The 15,027-nt window shown below is 68.6% G+C and carries 16 protein-coding genes; 7 read left to right on the forward strand and 9 right to left on the reverse strand.

Translation table 11 applies throughout. From position 1 onward, the window contains the following. Positions 1–3: 3 nt before the first annotated feature. Complete coding sequence (locus CDO46_RS21705; protein ID WP_087840683.1) at positions 4–585, forward strand: LuxR C-terminal-related transcriptional regulator; 582 nt, start codon at positions 4–6, stop codon at positions 583–585. A 105-nt stretch (positions 586–690) separates the two neighbouring features. Here the strand turns inward: CDO46_RS21705 and CDO46_RS21710 are convergent, their stop codons facing one another. The 3 genes from CDO46_RS21710 to rpe form a co-directional block, all read right to left on the reverse strand. Further along, positions 691–2,211, reverse strand: a complete 1,521-nt coding sequence (locus CDO46_RS21710) for an anthranilate synthase component I family protein (protein WP_087840684.1) — start codon at positions 2,209–2,211, stop codon at positions 691–693. Between the two features lie 262 nt (positions 2,212–2,473). Continuing rightward, the gene (locus tag CDO46_RS21715; protein ID WP_087840685.1) at positions 2,474–3,184 is read right to left on the reverse strand and encodes a phosphoglycolate phosphatase; all 711 of its coding nucleotides are present in this window, start codon (positions 3,182–3,184) and stop codon (positions 2,474–2,476) included. A gap of 27 nt (positions 3,185–3,211) precedes the next feature. Next, positions 3,212–3,928, reverse strand: coding sequence for a ribulose-phosphate 3-epimerase (gene rpe / locus CDO46_RS21720; protein WP_087840686.1), 717 nt, complete (start codon positions 3,926–3,928; stop codon positions 3,212–3,214). A gap of 120 nt (positions 3,929–4,048) precedes the next feature. Here rpe and apaG point away from each other — a divergent pair, with 120 nt between their 5' ends. Together apaG and CDO46_RS21730 are read left to right on the forward strand one after the other, a co-directional pair. Continuing rightward, positions 4,049–4,423: a Co2+/Mg2+ efflux protein ApaG gene (gene apaG, locus CDO46_RS21725; protein ID WP_087840687.1), complete on the forward strand. Its 375-nt coding sequence runs from the start codon at positions 4,049–4,051 to the stop codon at positions 4,421–4,423. Positions 4,424–4,637: 214 nt separating this feature from the next. Further along, positions 4,638–6,026: a murein transglycosylase A gene (locus tag CDO46_RS21730; protein ID WP_176400813.1), complete on the forward strand. Its 1,389-nt coding sequence runs from the start codon at positions 4,638–4,640 to the stop codon at positions 6,024–6,026. Here the strand turns inward: CDO46_RS21730 and CDO46_RS21735 are convergent. After that, the gene (locus CDO46_RS21735; RefSeq protein ID WP_165963319.1) at positions 6,023–6,943 is read right to left on the reverse strand and encodes a LysR family transcriptional regulator; all 921 of its coding nucleotides are present in this window, start codon (positions 6,941–6,943) and stop codon (positions 6,023–6,025) included. The genes CDO46_RS21730 and CDO46_RS21735 overlap by 4 nt on opposite strands. Before the next feature lie 134 nt (positions 6,944–7,077). Between CDO46_RS21735 and CDO46_RS21740 the strand changes: the two genes are divergently transcribed. From CDO46_RS21740 to CDO46_RS21750, 3 genes are read left to right on the forward strand one after another with little or no spacing between them, the layout of a single operon-like run. Further along, entirely contained in the window at positions 7,078–8,781 is a 1,704-nt protein-coding gene (locus CDO46_RS21740) for an alkaline phosphatase family protein (protein WP_087840689.1), read from the forward strand. Further along, positions 8,778–9,230, forward strand: coding sequence for a cupin domain-containing protein (locus CDO46_RS21745; protein ID WP_087840690.1), 453 nt, complete (start codon positions 8,778–8,780; stop codon positions 9,228–9,230). Before CDO46_RS21740 ends, CDO46_RS21745 begins: the two co-directional genes overlap by 4 nt. Before the next feature lie 36 nt (positions 9,231–9,266). Beyond that, positions 9,267–10,238 (forward strand): tripartite tricarboxylate transporter substrate binding protein, encoded by a 972-nt coding sequence (locus CDO46_RS21750; protein WP_087840691.1) that lies wholly within the window; start codon positions 9,267–9,269, stop codon positions 10,236–10,238. Positions 10,239–10,251: 13 nt separating this feature from the next. Here the strand turns inward: CDO46_RS21750 and CDO46_RS21755 are convergent, their stop codons facing one another. From CDO46_RS21755 to CDO46_RS28110, 3 genes are all read right to left on the reverse strand, one after another. Then, positions 10,252–10,935, reverse strand: coding sequence for a DsbC family protein (locus CDO46_RS21755; RefSeq protein WP_243724663.1), 684 nt, complete (start codon positions 10,933–10,935; stop codon positions 10,252–10,254). Between the two features lie 90 nt (positions 10,936–11,025). Further along, on the reverse strand, positions 11,026–12,264 hold the full coding sequence (locus tag CDO46_RS21760) for an FAD-dependent monooxygenase (RefSeq protein WP_087840693.1): 1,239 nt from the start codon (positions 12,262–12,264) through the stop codon (positions 11,026–11,028). A gap of 41 nt (positions 12,265–12,305) precedes the next feature. Beyond that, on the reverse strand, positions 12,306–13,160 hold the full coding sequence (locus CDO46_RS28110; RefSeq protein WP_165963318.1) for a mechanosensitive ion channel family protein: 855 nt from the start codon (positions 13,158–13,160) through the stop codon (positions 12,306–12,308). Between the two features lie 309 nt (positions 13,161–13,469). Here CDO46_RS28110 and CDO46_RS21770 point away from each other — a divergent pair, with 309 nt between their 5' ends. Next, complete coding sequence (locus CDO46_RS21770) at positions 13,470–14,213, forward strand: YdiY family protein (RefSeq protein WP_087840694.1); 744 nt, start codon at positions 13,470–13,472, stop codon at positions 14,211–14,213. Positions 14,214–14,295: 82 nt separating this feature from the next. On the opposite strand, the gene CDO46_RS21775 is transcribed toward CDO46_RS21770, so the two are convergent. Together CDO46_RS21775 and CDO46_RS21780 are read right to left on the reverse strand one after the other, a co-directional pair. Continuing rightward, positions 14,296–14,628: a CzcE family metal-binding protein gene (locus CDO46_RS21775; protein ID WP_087840695.1), complete on the reverse strand. Its 333-nt coding sequence runs from the start codon at positions 14,626–14,628 to the stop codon at positions 14,296–14,298. A gap of 73 nt (positions 14,629–14,701) precedes the next feature. Continuing rightward, positions 14,702–15,022 carry a DUF4148 domain-containing protein gene (locus tag CDO46_RS21780; RefSeq protein WP_087840696.1) on the reverse strand — a complete coding sequence of 107 codons (321 nt, stop codon included), beginning with the start codon at positions 15,020–15,022 and terminating at the stop codon, positions 14,702–14,704. Positions 15,023–15,027: the final 5 nt, after the last annotated feature.

Below are 15,027 nucleotides of genomic sequence, written 5' to 3' on the forward strand. Positions count from 1 at the left end.
CAAATGGAAGGTCGTACGAATACCCAGTTCATCCCGCGCGGAGTCGCCGACATGATGAGTCTGGCTGCTCTTGCGTCCCTTTTCTCCCCGGTGCCGACCTGTCTCACCACCCGACGCAGCGTTCTGTGGTGCAACGACCGATTCGCCGAACTACTGGACTACGAGCTTCCCGAAATAAGCGGCCAGAGCCTCCGCTCGTTCTACGACAATGAATCGGAATACGACGCCCGCGGAAGGCAGGGCATCGTCGCATTTGCGGCGTCGCCGCATTGCGAAACGATCGTCCATTGGCGCACCCGCACGGGCTCGGCCCTGCTCATCAAGGCGTTCGGCCGCAGCCTGGACGCCAAGGATCCCTTTGCGAAGATGGTATGGGCGCTCTATCCGGCCCAGCAGGACACGAGCATGGGCGGCCTGCCCCGGCGGCAGAAAGAGGTCCTGGCGCTGCTGAGAAAGGGGCTGACCAGCAAGGAAATCGCCCGGACCCTGCAAATCAGTCCGCGCACCGTGGAAAAGCACCGCGCGCAGCTGCTCGAGCGAGCCGGGGTGGCCAATACTGCGGCGTTGATATCCAGGTTCGCGTAGGTAGCGGGCTCGTCGGCAGGGGATCGGCGCCATGTTCGCCGCCCTGCCGCCACGAAGACAGGCCGCCCGGTTCACCAACCGGGCGGCCTTTGCACCGGACGATCCTCATACCGGATCGTCCAGTCCCAGCTGCACCTGCTCGGCCGCCCGCAGCACCGCCCGCGCCTTGGCCTCCGTCTCCAGCCATTCCTTCTCGGGTTCCGAATCCGCCACCACGCCGGCGGCCGCCTGCGCGTACAGCATGCCGTTCTTGATCACGCCGGTGCGGATGGCGATGGCCAGGTCCATTTCGCCGCCGTAGCTCAGGTAGCCCGCCGCCCCGCCGTATACGCAGCGCCGTACGGGCTCCAGTTCGTCGATCAGTTCCAGCGCCCGCACCTTGGGGGCACCCGACAGCGTGCCGGCCGGGAAGGTCGCGCGCAGCACGTCCATGGAACTCATGTCCCGGCGCAGCAGCCCGGTGACGTTGGACACCAGGTGCATGACGTGTGAATAGCGCTCGATCGCCAACTGGTCGGTCACCTGCACCGAGCCGATTTCGGCGATGCGGCCGACGTCGTTGCGGGCCAGGTCGATCAGCATGACATGCTCGGCGATCTCCTTGGGATCGGCGCGCAGTTCCTCGGCCAGTGCCAGATCTTCCTCGGGCGTGCCGCCACGCGGCCGGGTGCCCGCCAGCGGCCGGATGGTGACCCGGCTGCGGGTCTCGCCCTGTTCCTGCACCGCCTCCTGCCGCACCAGGATCTCGGGCGAGGAACCGACGACGTGGAAATCGCCGAAGTTCCAGAAGTACATGTACGGCGACGGATTGAGCGAGCGCAGCGCGCGGTACAGCGACAGCGGCGAATCGCGGAAGGGCTTGGCGATGACCTGGCCCACCTGGACCTGCATCAGGTCGCCGGCGGCGATGTATTCCTTGGCCTTGCGCACGGCCGCCAGATAGTCCGGCTTCTGGAAGTCGCGGCGGGTCTCGGTGACCATGCTGGCCTGGCTGTACGGGATCTCGGCCGGGCGGCGCAGCTGGGCACGCAGGTCCAGCAGGCGGGTGCGGGCGCGGGCATAGGCTTCGCGCTGGCCGGGGTCCGCGTAGACCATCAGATAAAGCCGCCCGCTCAGGTTGTCGATGATGGCCAGTTCGTCGATCAACAGCAGCAGCAGGTCGGGCACCGGATCGCCCATGCCGGCGGGGTCGGGCTTGGTGCAGGGGCCCAGCCGGGGTTCGATGTGGCGGACCATGTCATGGCCGAAGTAGCCGGCCAGGCCGCCCACGAAACGGGGCATCCCGGGACGCAGCGCCACCTTGAAGCGTTTCTGGTATTCGGCGATGAAAGCGAGCGGATCGCCCTCGTGGCGCTCGACCACCTGGTCGTCGGTCACCACCTCGACGTTGCGGCCGCGCGCCCGGATGAAGGTGCGCGCGGGCAGGCCGATGAAGGAGTAGCGCCCGAAACGCTCGCCGCCCACCACGGACTCCAGCAGGCAGCTCATGGCGCCGCGCCGGGGCCCGCTCTGGGCCAGTTTCAGATAGAGCCCGAGCGGGGTATCCAGGTCGGCATAGGTTTCGGACACCAGCGGGATGCGGTTGTATCCCTGGGAAGCCAGGGCCTGGAATTCGACTTCGGTCATGCTTGCCTCGTATCGCGTGGAATGTTGGAGTTCCGCCGGCCCCTGTCCGGAACGCACGAGCAGACATGCCCCGACGGTCCGGCAGGACTCGGGCGGGGAGATTCGTATCGGGATTTGCTAGGGGCCGCTTAGCGCGCTGGCTTACGGCCGGAGAGAATCACCACCACCCGGCAGACGAACGCCACCAGCGCCACCAGGCGCAGGTTTGAGCGGACGACCGAGTCATGGCAACCATAGTGCGGGAAAAGACCCTGGGAAGAAACTAGAACGACGCCGGCGGAACCACCGTGGTGCGGGACAGGACCTGCGACTGGGAAATCCATTGTGCCGCGTCGACGAGCGTGGAAACTATACCATCGGACTCGATGGCATGCACATCCCGCCCCTCGTTGTAACCGTAGGGGACGAGCAGCACGCGGCAACCGGCCGCCTTGGCCGCCGACGCATCGTTCATGGAGTCGCCCACCACCACGGCCTCGGCCGGCGTGACGCCCAGCAATTCACACGCATGCAGCACGGGGTCGGGATCCGGTTTCTTGCGGGCCACGCTGTCGCCGCTGACCACGGCGTCGAAATAGGCGCGCAGCCCGATCCGCTCCAGGAGCGGACCGGTGAACTCGGCCGGCTTGTTGGTCACGACCGCGATGCGCAGGCCCTGTGCCTTCATGGCCTGCAGGCCCTCGAGCACGCCGTCGAAGATGCGGGCGGTCTCGCCGTTGACCTCCTGGTAGGCATGGCGGAAGACATCCAGTGCCTCCGGAAAACGCTCCTGCCCGGCGCGGCCGTCCAGGCTGCCCGACAGCGCGCGGTGCACCAGGTTCTCCATGCCCTTGCCGACGAAGGTGGCGATCACGTCCTCGCGCAGGGGCACCAGTCCGAATTCGACCCGCATGACGTTCGCCGCGCGCGCCAGGTCTGGCACGGAATCCACCAGGGTCCCGTCGAGATCGATCAGTACGGCGCGAAAACTCATGCTGGCTCCTTGCTTGCCGGGTCCGGCTCAGGCGTAGGACGCATCGCCCTTGGCGATCTGCGCACGCATTTCCTTGATGACCGCCGCGTAGTCGGGCTTGCCGAAGATGGCCGACCCGGCGACGAAGGTATCGGCGCCCGCCGCGCGGATGGCGGCGATGTTGTCGGCCTTGACCCCGCCGTCGACCTCCAGCGCGATGACGCGGCCGGTTTCCGCCTGCCAGCGATCCAGCCGCGTGCGCGCCTGGCGCAGCTTGTCCAGCGTGGAAGGCAGGAAGCTCTGGCCCCCGAAGCCGGGGTTGACCGACATCAGCAGCACGATGTCCAGCTTGTCCATCACGTAATCCATCCAGTCCAGGGGCGTGGCGGGGTTGAACACCAGCCCGGCCTGGCAGCCGTGGTCGCGGATCAGCGCCAGGGTACGGTCGACGTGGCGCGAGGCCTCGGGGTGGAAGGTGATGACGTCGGCGCCGGCCTTGGCGAACATCGGGATCAGCGCATCCACCGGCTCCACCATCAGGTGCACGTCGATGGGCACCTGCACGTGGGGGCGGATGGCCTCACAGACCATGGGGCCGATGGTCAGGTTGGGCACGTAATGGTTGTCCATCACGTCGAAATGTATCCAATCCGCACCGGCGGCCACGACATTGCGCACCTCTTCCCCCAAGCGGGCGAAATCGGCGGATAGAATGCTGGGGGCGATACGCGTGGAAGCGGGCCCGGAAATGGTGAAGGCTGGCATAAGATATTCCGTTTGCAGGAGCAGGCCCGCCCGGCATCCCGGCGGACGCCATGCCCGCGGATGCCGGCCCGGCCGGATGCCTCCCATTGTAGAAGCTTGTCAGACCCCTATGGCGCACGCATGAAATCTCATGAACTGACGGTTACCGTACAGCCCCGCTACCTGGCCGATCAATCCGACCCCGGCAAGCTGCAATACGTCTTTGCGTACACCATCCGCATCACCAACACCGGATCCGAACCCGCCCAGCTGATCAGCCGCCACTGGATCATCACCGACGGCAACCAGCAGGAGCAGGAAGTCCGGGGCCTGGGGGTCGTGGGCCAGCAACCCCTGCTGCAGCCCGGCGAAAGCTTCGAATACACCAGCGGCTGCCCGCTTTCGACGCCGGTGGGCACCATGCGCGGCACCTACCACTGCGTCGGCGAGAACGGCATGCCCTTCGAGGTCGACATCCCCGAATTCGTCCTGGCCATGCCCCGGACGTTGCACTGATGAGCGCCCCTACTCCTCGCCGGCATCTGTCCCAGAACGCAACGGTGGGGACACAGGATGCGGCGGATCCGGCTTTGCCGGTCCGCTCGCATCGCCCCCTGGGGGGCGCGCGGAGCGCGTAGGGGGGGGATTGACCCTGCCTCGCATGGTCCACACCACGATGAATATGAGTATGGAAAGCGCCAGGAACGCTTCCAGCAGGAGCAACCACATAATGTCCCTTCGCGAGTTCATTGCCAGGAACTGGCATTGCCGCCAATTTAACCGCTTCCCCCTGTCCGCGCTCGCCCTGGCCGCGGCCATGGCCGGATGCGCGCAGCCGACCGGCACGGGCCAGGCCCCGCAGGACACAGGCACGGCGCCGTCCCAGCCCGCCGTGACCGCCCCGCCGGCCACGGTAGCGCCTCCGCCGGTGCCCGACAGCGCGCGGCCGCTGCCCCCGCCCGTTCCCCGGCCGGCCAGCAAGCCCGCCCTGCAAAGCAGCAAGCACTTCGTGCGCGGGACCTGGCAGCAGTTGCCGGGCTGGCGTACCGATACGGTCGAGGCGATCTGGCGTCCGTTCCTGGCCAATTGCCGGTCCATCATCCTGCGCACGGGCCGGCCGGTCTCCAACACCGCGCCTCCCATGGCCGACCCCTATGCGTGGCAGCAGGTCTGCGCGGCCGCGCGCGAGCTGCCGGCCACGCCCTCGGCGGACCAGGTGCGTGCCTTCATGGAACAGTGGCTGCAGCCGTGGTCGGTACGCGGCCCGGGCGGCGAAGTCGCCTCCGGCCTGGCCACGAGCTACTACGAGCCGCTGGTGCATGCCTCGCGCGAACGCGGCGGCGCCTACCAGTGGCCGCTCTACGCGGTCCCGGCCGACCTGCTGACCATAGACCTGGGCGGCCTGTACCCGGAACTCGTGGGCAAGCGCGTGCGGGGCAAGCTCGACGGCAAGCGCGTCGTTCCCTACGACACGCGCGGGGAAATCGAGCGGCCCGAGCGCCAGCCGCCGGCCATCGTCTGGGTCAACGATCCGGTCGATGCCTTCTTCCTGCAGGTGCAGGGCACTGGCCGCGCGGTGCTCGACAACGGCCCCGGCCAGGGCAGCACCATCCGCGTGGCCTATGCCGACCACAACGGCCATCCCTACGTGTCGATCGGCAAGTGGCTGATCGACAAAGGGGAACTGACGCCGGCGCAGGCATCGATGCAGGGCATACGGGCCTGGGCCCAGCGCAATCCGGCGCGCGTCAAGGAAATGCTCAACGCCAACCCGGCCGTGGTGTTCTTCCGCGAGGAAGCCGTGGCCGACCCGTCCGAGGGACCGCGCGGCGCCATGGGGCTGCCCCTGACGCCGCATCGCTCGCTGGCCGTGGACCCGTCCATCGTGCCGCTGGGCAGCCCGGTGTTCCTGTCGACCACCCAGCCGGCCTCGCGCCAGCCCATGAACGTCGTGGCCCTGGCCCAGGACACCGGCACGGCCATCAAGGGCCCGGCCCGGGTGGACCTGTTCTGGGGGTTCGGCGACGAGGCCGGGGAAATGGCCGGCCGCATGAAGCAGCCGACCCGGTTGTGGGTGCTGTGGCCGAAGAACGAAGGGGTGCCGGCGCCGGCGCGCTAAGCCCTGCGCCGCCGGGCGCGCGCCGGCTGCACGTCGGCGCGCAGGCCGCGCGCCTCTTGCTCGAACGCTTCGTACAGCCGCTGGGCCGGGACGGTCAGCGGCGCGTCGGCCCGTGCCACCAGGTGGATCGTGGTCGCGGGCAAGTCGTCCGCGATCGGCAGGGCCACGAGATTCATCGCCGGCCCATGCCGCTGGAAGAATCCCTCGGGCACCACGCCCAGGATGTCCAGGTCCGGCAGAATCGCCAACAGCGTCGAGAACGACTCGCACTCCAGGCGCACGTCGGGCGCCGGCAGCCCGCGCGACTCGAAATCCATCCGCCGGGGGTCGCCCGGCCCGCCCGCCGGTCCCGTCAGCACCCAGGCGGCCTGGGCCAGGTCGGCCAGCCGGGTACGGTCCGCCAGCGGATGCCCGCAGCGGGCGGCGATCAGGTTCCGGCTCGTGAAGATGGGCTGGATGGCCAGGTCGCGCCGTGCGCCTTCGACCGGCAGCGGCCCGATCGCCAGATCCAGTTCCCCGGCCCGCAGTTGCGCGAACATGCGCGGATACAGCGTATCGACCAGCCGTATGCGCACCTGCGGCCAGCGCGCCCGGAAGCGCGCCAGGGCGCCGGGCCCGAGCAGGATGGCGCCGCCGGGCGACAGGCCCACGGTGACGCTGGCCTGGGCATGTTCGGTGTGCCAGGCGATCTCCTCGCGCGCCCGCCCCAGTTCGCGCATCACGGTGGCCGCCCGGGCCGCCAGCATCTCGCCCGCCGGCGCCAGCCTTACCCCCTTGGCGGTGCGCAGCACCAGCGTGGTCCCGAATTCGTCTTCCAGCTGGCGCAGCGATTTGGTCAGGGCCGGCTGCGAGACGTGCAACATCTCGGCCGAGGCGCGCAGGCTGCCGGTCTGGGCCAGCACGAGCAGGAGCTGCAATTGTTGAAGGCGCATCGTCCGGAGGGTGATAACCCCAAGTAATCGATATCAAAAAAAGCGAAGAGCATGTCCGCGCGGCGCGGCCTAGGATTGCCCGTAACGAGCACGGCCAAACCTTACTCCCGGAGGCGCAATTGTCCAAGCGCGTGAAGAACATTCTCTTCATCATGTGCGACCAGCTCAGGGCCGACTACCTGTCGTGCTATGGGCACCCGCGCCTGATGACCCCCAACCTGGACCGCCTCGCCGCGCGCGGCGTGCTGTTCGAGCGGGCCTACGTGCAGTCGCCGGTCTGCGGCCCGTCGCGCATGAGCTACTACACCGGACGCTATGTCCAGGCCCACGGCGCCAGCTGGAACTTCGTGCCGCTCAAGGCCGGCGAGATGACCATAGGCGATCACCTGCGGCCGCTGGGCGTGCGCTCGGTGCTGGTCGGGAAGACGCACATGCGGGCCGACCTTGCCGGCATGTCCCGCCTGGGCATAGACCCCGATTCGACGGTAGGCGTGCGGATCGGCGAATGCGGCTTCGACCCCTACGAACGCGACGACGGCATCCACCCCTACTCGGGCCACGACCCCGACCCCGCCTACAACGACTACCTGCGGCGCAACGGCTGCGACGGCGACAACCCCTGGGAGGCCTGGGCCAACACCGGCACCGACAGCGACGGACAGGCGCGCTCGGGCTGGTTCCTGAAGTACTCGCGGCTGCCCGCGCGCGTGCCCGAGCAGCACTCCGAAACCCCCTACATGACCCGGCGGGCCATCGACTTCATGCGGGAGGCCGACGACCAGCCCTGGTGCCTGCACCTGTCGTACATCAAGCCGCACTGGCCCTACATCGTGCCCGAGCCCTACGCTTCGATGTACGGTCCGGAGGATGTGGCGCCGGTGGTGCGCAGCGAGGCCGAGCGCCAGGATCCGCATCCGGTATATGCCGCCATGATGAGGCACCGCGTGTCGCGGACCTTCTCGCAGGACGGCGTGCGCGAGGCGGTGATTCCCGCCTACATGGGATTGATCAAGCAGATCGACGACCAGATGGGGGTGCTGTTCTCGTTCATGGAAGCAGCCGGCCTGATGGATACGACCATGATCGTGTTCACTTCCGACCACGGCGACTACCTGGGCGACCACTGGATGGGGGAAAAGGATCTCTTCCACGAGCCCGTCATCCGGGTTCCGCTCATCGTCTACGATCCCGACGAGCGCGCCGACGCCACCCGCGGCTCGCGCTGCGCCGACCTGGTCGAGGCGGTGGATATCGCGCCCACTTTCCTCGATGTCTGCGGCGGCGCGCCGGTGCCGCACGTCATGGACGGCCGCTCGCTGCGCCCGCTGCTGTTCGGCCGGCGCCCGGCCGACTGGCGGCGGGAAGTGGTGTGCGAGTACGACTACGCATTCCAGGACGCCCGCATCGAACTGGGCACCGCTCCGCGCGACGCCTGGATGCGCATGATCTTCGACGGGCGCTGGAAATACGTGCTGTTCGAGGGCTACCGGCCCATGCTGTTCGATCTCGCGTCCGACCCCGACGAGTTCGTGGACCTGGGCGCCTCCCAGGCGCCCGAGCACGAGCAGGCGCGGCGGCGCCTGCACGAGGCCCTGTTCCGCTGGGCGCTGCGGCCCCGCCAGCGCGTGACCGTGCCGGACGCCGCGATCGAATCGGTGGAAGTCCAGCCGCGCATCTCCGAGGGCGGCATCCTGATCGGCTACTGGGACGAGGACGACCTGGCCCGCGCCCGGCAATCCTTCAAGCCCCGGTTCTCGTCCACCAACCCGCTCGTCAAATCGACCCTCGATCGCCTGACGGGCAAGCAAGGAGTCCCGCAATGAGGAACGAAACGCCCGACATCACCCGCGCCCATACCGGCATCGACGGCGTGTCGTGGAACATCCTTGGCCAGGTGTACGTGCCCAAGCAGATGTCCGAGGACAGCTTCTCGTGGCACGCCACCTTCCCGATCGAGACCTTCGTGCCGCCGCACGTGCATCCCCACCAGGACGAGTACATCTTCGTGCTGTCGGGCCGCATCGATCTCATCCTGGACGGCCGGCAGCAGAGCGCCGGCGCGGGCGACCTGGTGCGCATGCCGCGCGGCATCCCGCATGCCTTCTACAACAACTCCGGCGCTCCCGCGACGGCGCTGTTCTGGGCCGCCCCGTCGGGCAGGCTGGTCGAGCTCTACCAGCGCATCCACAATATGTCGAACCCCGCCGAGGTCGTGCAGACGGCGCGCGAGTACGGCGTCGTCTTCCTGCCCCCGGTCTCGGCCGCCGCCTGAGACCGCCCGGTTGCCTCTTCCACGGAGTGTCCAGCCATGCCCCCGTTACGTAGCGTATTCGCGGCCCTGCTGACGACCGCCCTGGCCTCGGGCCCGGCCTGTGCCCAGGACTACCCGTCCCGGCCGATGCGCATCATCGTCCCCCTGCCGCCGGGCAGCCCGCCCGACGTGCTGGCGCGCCTGGTGGGCGAACGCCTGCAGGCGGCCTGGCACCAGCCCGTGGTGGTCGAGAACCGGCCCGGGGCCACCGGCATGATAGGGCTGGCCGCCGTGGCGCAGGCCCAGCCCGACGGCTACACCATGGGCATGATGTTCCTGACCCACACGGTGCTACCCGCGCTGTTCGGCAAGGTGCCCTACGACACCGCCAACGCCTTCGCGCCCATCTCCAACCTGGTCTGGATCTACAACGTGCTGGCCGTGCCCCAGGGATCGGACATCGCCACGCTGGACCAGTTGATCGCGCGGGCCAAGGGCGCGCGGGGCGCCGTGACGTACGCATCGGGCGGCAACGGCTCCCCGGCGCACCTGATCGGCGAAGGCTTCGCGCAGTTCGTCGGTGCCGAGATGCTGCACGTGCCCTACAAGGGGCCGGCCGAAGCGGTGCAGGGCCTGCTGTCGGGCGACGTCTCGGCCATGTTCGCCACCTCGTCGGTGGCCGTGCCGCTGGTCAAGGCCGGCAAGCTGCGCGCGCTGGCGGTGACCAGCCCCACTCGCCTGGCCACGCTGCCCGATGTCCCCACGCTGGAGGAAAGCGGCGTGCGCGGATTCAGGATGAAGGAATGGGAAGGCCTGGTGGCTCCCGCCGGCACGCCGGCCGCGGTGATCGCCAAATGGCATGACGAGCTGGCCCGGATCATGGCGCAGCCCGAGGTGCTCAGGCAGGTCCGTGAACTGGGCATGACGCCCGCCGACCCTCACACCTCGGCCGAATTCGGGACGCTGATCCGGTCCGAGCTGGACACCTGGACCCGGTTCATCGCCAAGGCAGGCCTGCGGCCCAATTGAGCACGTCCGGGCTTCAGCTGGGCTTGCCCAGGGAATCGAGCTTCTGGCGCAGCCGGTCGGCGGGAATCGCGCCTCCCACCCGGGTGTCGTCGCCGAAGATGATGGTGGGGGTGCCGGTGACTTGCAGCTTCTTGCCCAGGGCCAGCAATTCCTTGAGCGGCGCGTCGCAGGTGCCGGCCTTGGGCGCCTTGCCGTTCAGCATCCATTCGTCCCAGGCCTTGCCCTTGTCCGGCGCGCACCACACCGCCTGCGACTTGACGGTGGAGTCGGGCGACAGGATGGGATAAAGGAAGGTGTAGATGGTGACGTTGTCGATGCCTTCCATCGAACGGCGCAGCTGCTTGCAATAGCCGCAGTTGGGGTCCTCGAACAACGCGATGCGCCGCGAGCCGTTGCCGCGCACCTGCTTGATGGCCAGGTTCAGCGGCAGCTCGTCGAACTTCACGGCCAGCAGTTGTTCCTTGCGCTCGCGCGTCACGTTCTTGCGGGTCGAGGCGTCGATCAGGTTGCCGTCCAGCACGAAGCTGACCTTCTCGTCGGTGTAGACCAGCTCGCCGCCGATGCGCACCTCGTACAAGCCGTAGGGGGTGCGCGACACGCCCTCGACGCCCACCTCGCCGAAACGCTGCACGAAGCGCTGCTTGACCGCCTCCTCGGTCGTGGGGGCGCCCTTGGCGCCCGCTTGCGCCCACGCCATGGACACGGGCGCGGCCATGGCCGCGGTCAGCAACAGGGAAGTCAGCATGCGTTTCATCGAATCTCCTAGACAACAGTCGGACCGCGCCCGTCAGGCGCGAGTTCCTGTACCCGAAGCGCCATTCACCAGCATACGCTTGAGCAGGGGCATGCGGTTCACCAGATCCAGCCCGGCGTTGCGCAGCCATGCGACCGGCGCAGCCTGGGCGCCGAACAGATGGAACAGCCCGTCGGTGACGGTACGCATGGCCAGCAGCGGCTCCGCGCGCGCCCGTTCGTAGCGGCGCAGCAGGCGCGGATCGTCGACGGCGCGGAACGGCTCGCGGCCTCCCAGCACCTGCGCCAGCGCCTTCACGTCCCCCAGTCCCAGGTTCAGCCCCTGGCCGGCCAGCGGATGCACGACATGCGCGGCATCGCCCAGCAGGACCACGCCCCGGTGGGCGAGCTGGGGACAATGCTGCAGGACCAGCGGAAAGCCGAACAGCGGACTGCGCACGCGCAGCGCGCCCAGCCGGCCGCCGGTGGCCGCGGCCAGGCGGGCCTCCAGCGCCTGCGCGCGGTCCGGCTCGGGCATCGCCAGCAAGGCGGCGGCCTGCGCGCCCGGCATCGACCACACCATCGAGACCTGCGGCCCATCCCGGGTATCGGGCATGGGCAGCAGGGCCAGGATGCCGTCGGGCGTGAACCATTGGCAGGCGCATTCCTGGTGGGGCAGCTCCGCGCCCAGGTGCACGACCACGCCTGTCGCCCCGTAGGCCGATCGCTGCGCGGCGAGCCCGGCGGCCTCGCGCAGCTTCGAGTCGGCGCCGTCGGCCGCCACCGCCAGCCGCGCCCGTAGCGCCTGGCCGCCGGAGGTCCGCAGCGTCACCCCTTCGCCATCGCGCCCGGCCTCGAGCCCGACGAAATCTTCCGTGGTCCAGCGTATGCCGGACCATTGCACGGCCTGCCGCAATACCCGCTCCAGTTCGCGCGACTCGGCGATCCAGGCCAGGTGGTCGCAACCGGCCTGCCACGCCGACAGGTCCAGCCGCCCCGGTTGGTCGCCCAAGGCCGGTCGATCGCCCAGGATTTCCATGCGCCGCACGCCGGTGATGCGCTCGGCGGGCAGGGCATCCCAGATCCCGAGGTCCGCCAGCAGGTCGCGGCTGGCCGGCGACAGCGCGTAGACGCGCGGATCGAAGCGGTCCGCCTCGGGCGCCGGCAGCGGCGCGCGCGGCCCGAGCAGGCCCACGCGCAGCCCCTGGCGGGCCAGCGCGAGCGCGGCGGCCAGCCCGGCGATGCCGGTGCCGACGACGAGGATGTCCGCTTGGGAAGAATGGGCTTGGGTCATGACGGGAACGACGCTACAGGCGCCAGTGTACAGCGCCGGGCTCAGCCCTTCGCCGCCTGGTCCTGCAACTGCCGGTAGTAGTGGACCAGCACTTCCTGGCCCGTGCGCACGCGCCGGTTGCTGGGGCAGGGAAAACGCAGCACCACGTCCAGCCGCTTGGGGTCCACGGGCTCGATCACGGCCAGGGGCTCGCTGGCGGGCAGCGCGATCAGGTAGGCGCCCTCGATATGGCGGAAGTGCACGTCGGCCTGTTCCAGCCAGGGTTCGCACACCTCCCTGCCCGCCCGCAGCAGCCTCTCCTGGGCCGCGGGAATATCGTCCCCCGGCTCCAGCGGCACCCGCACCGACTCCAGCACGAAGGTGCCCATGGCCGAGATCGTGCGCACGGGGTTGAGCAGCAGCATCATGTTGGGGAAGCGGCAGACCCGGCCCGTGACCAGGCCCGACGACGTCTGCTCCAGCAGCGCGGTGGTGAACAGATCGATGGTCAGCACCTCGCCCTTCATGCCGCTGATCTCGATCACGTCGCCCACCGAGTAGGTCCGCTGGGTCGCGCGCATCAGCGAGCCCAGGGCGCTCATCACGTATTCCTTGCTGGCGATGGCCACCGCCGCCGCCAGCGCCGCCACCGACAGCGCGAAATGGCGCAGCTGGCCGCCCCAGATGAACAGCATCAGCAGCATCGTCACGATGACGATGGAGTTGCGCACGGTCAGGTAGCTGGTGCGGCGCTCTTCGGTCGAGCCCGAGCCCTTGCCCCGGTAATAGCGCGTGGTGGCGCGCGTGGCGAACATGGCGGCAAGCAGCACCACCAGCGACACCACCAGCTGGGCGGGAGTATCGGAGGCGGTGAACCACGCCACCAGCCGGTCCCAGAGCGAAACGATGACATCCATGAAACGAAAAGGCATACGCCGGAATGAGCGATCACGCCATTCTACGTTGGCACCGGCCACATGCGCGGTGTAAGGTGATGGCTGGGCGCATCGTCGCCCAGGCGGCGCGCCCAGCTTGCGGCACGCCCCACCCGGAACGCGGCCGCGCCGCGCTTCCGTATCCGACCGCGTCTCGCGACGCATTCCCCTCGAGCCCCCGCCGCTGCCGGCCGCGGACTCGTCCAACCCCACTCCGAATGGCAACCCGTCATTGAGGATGTCCCGCCGCATGCCCGCCATGCGGCCAGGTGCAATAAGGAGAACGCATCGATGTTCAAGACCCGACATATCGCCCCCCTCGCCCTCGCCCTCGCAGCCGCGCCAGCCTGGGCGCAGGCTCCGCTGAAGACCGACGGCAAGTGGCGCGGCTCCATCAACGCCGGCGCCAGCCTGGCTTCCGGCAACACCGACTCCACGTCGTTCAACCTGGGCGCCAACGCGGGGCGGGCCACGGACCGGGACCGCCTGAACTTCACACTGACCGCGCTCTACGGCACCAAGAAGGAAAACGGCAGCAGCAGCGAAACCGCCAACCTGCTGCGCATGGGCGGCAAGTACGACCGCGACATCACCGACCGGACCTTCGGCTTCGGCTCGCTGGACATCGAGCACGACAAGCTGCAGGAACTGGACATGCGCGGCGTGGCCGCGGCCGGTGTCGGGCGGCACATCATCAAGACCGAGAAGACCGTCTTCGACCTCTTCACGGGCCTGGCGTATAACCACGAGCGCTTCACCACCGAAACCCGCAACTCGACCGAACTGCTGCTGGGGGAAGAATCCACCCACATGATCTCGGACACGACCTCGCTCAACCAGCGCCTGGCGCTCTACCCCAACATCAGCCACGGCGGCGAGTACCGCATCCAGTTCGACGCGGGCATCACCACGTCCATCACCAAGAAGATCGAGCTCAAGGTCACGCTGTCGAACCGGTACATGAGCAATCCGCAGCCGGGGGTGAAGAAATCGGACACCCTGCTCCTGACGAATATCGGCTATCGCTTCGAATAGCCGCCCGGCGTAAAAAAGCCCGCAGGCGTATGGCCTGCGGGCTACGCGCCGTCCGGGTGGGATGGCGCGGTGCGGGAGGGAATCAGAGGCCGCGCTCGTCCAGGGGGGATGGACTGACGTAGGCCCTGATGGTGTGGTTCAGCACGCCGGCGGGCGCCAGGTCGTTCAGGTCGAACGCGCCGCGGATGCCGTTGAACTTCACGGCGAAACTCTTGCCGTCTACGTCGAAGCGCACGGTTTCGCCGTACTGCACGTTGACGTAGCGCGTGCCGTCGTTCAACGCGATGGCGCGTTCGGCGCTTTCGACGGTGACCGGCGAACCCAGCAGGTCCGGCGGGGTGGACGCGGCGTGAGCCGAGACGCCCGCCAGGCCGATCAACGCCGCGGCGACGAAGGAAGAAACTTGGGCTTTCATGACGGGAACTCCAGGATCTGGTCAGGCGCGCGGCCTGGCCGGGGATGCGGCCCCGGCCGGCACGCGGCGTGGCTTACAGGTTGTTGGGGTATTCGCCCGGGCCGCCCGCGCGGCGAGCCAGTTCGGCGCGCTTGAGCTCTTCGACCACCTGGGCGCGGCTGACCGGCGCGGCCTTCTGGGCCGTTTCGTAGGGGAAACCTTCCTGGCCGTAGACGATGCCGCCATGGGCCTTGGCCTCGGCCAGCTCGGCCAGCACTTGCGCGCGGGTCAGTTCATGCGTGGTCGAGATTCCGGGAGGGGGGAAATCGTTGCCGTAGTTGTTGCCCTGGTCGGCATGGGCGGCGGCACCGATAAGGGAAGCGGCAATCAGGGCGGTATATGCAAAGGTCTTCATGATGA

It is taken from the genome of Pigmentiphaga sp. NML030171 (genome assembly GCF_002188635.1).
In the GTDB taxonomy this organism is placed as follows: domain Bacteria; phylum Pseudomonadota; class Gammaproteobacteria; order Burkholderiales; family Burkholderiaceae_B; genus Pigmentiphaga; species Pigmentiphaga daeguensis.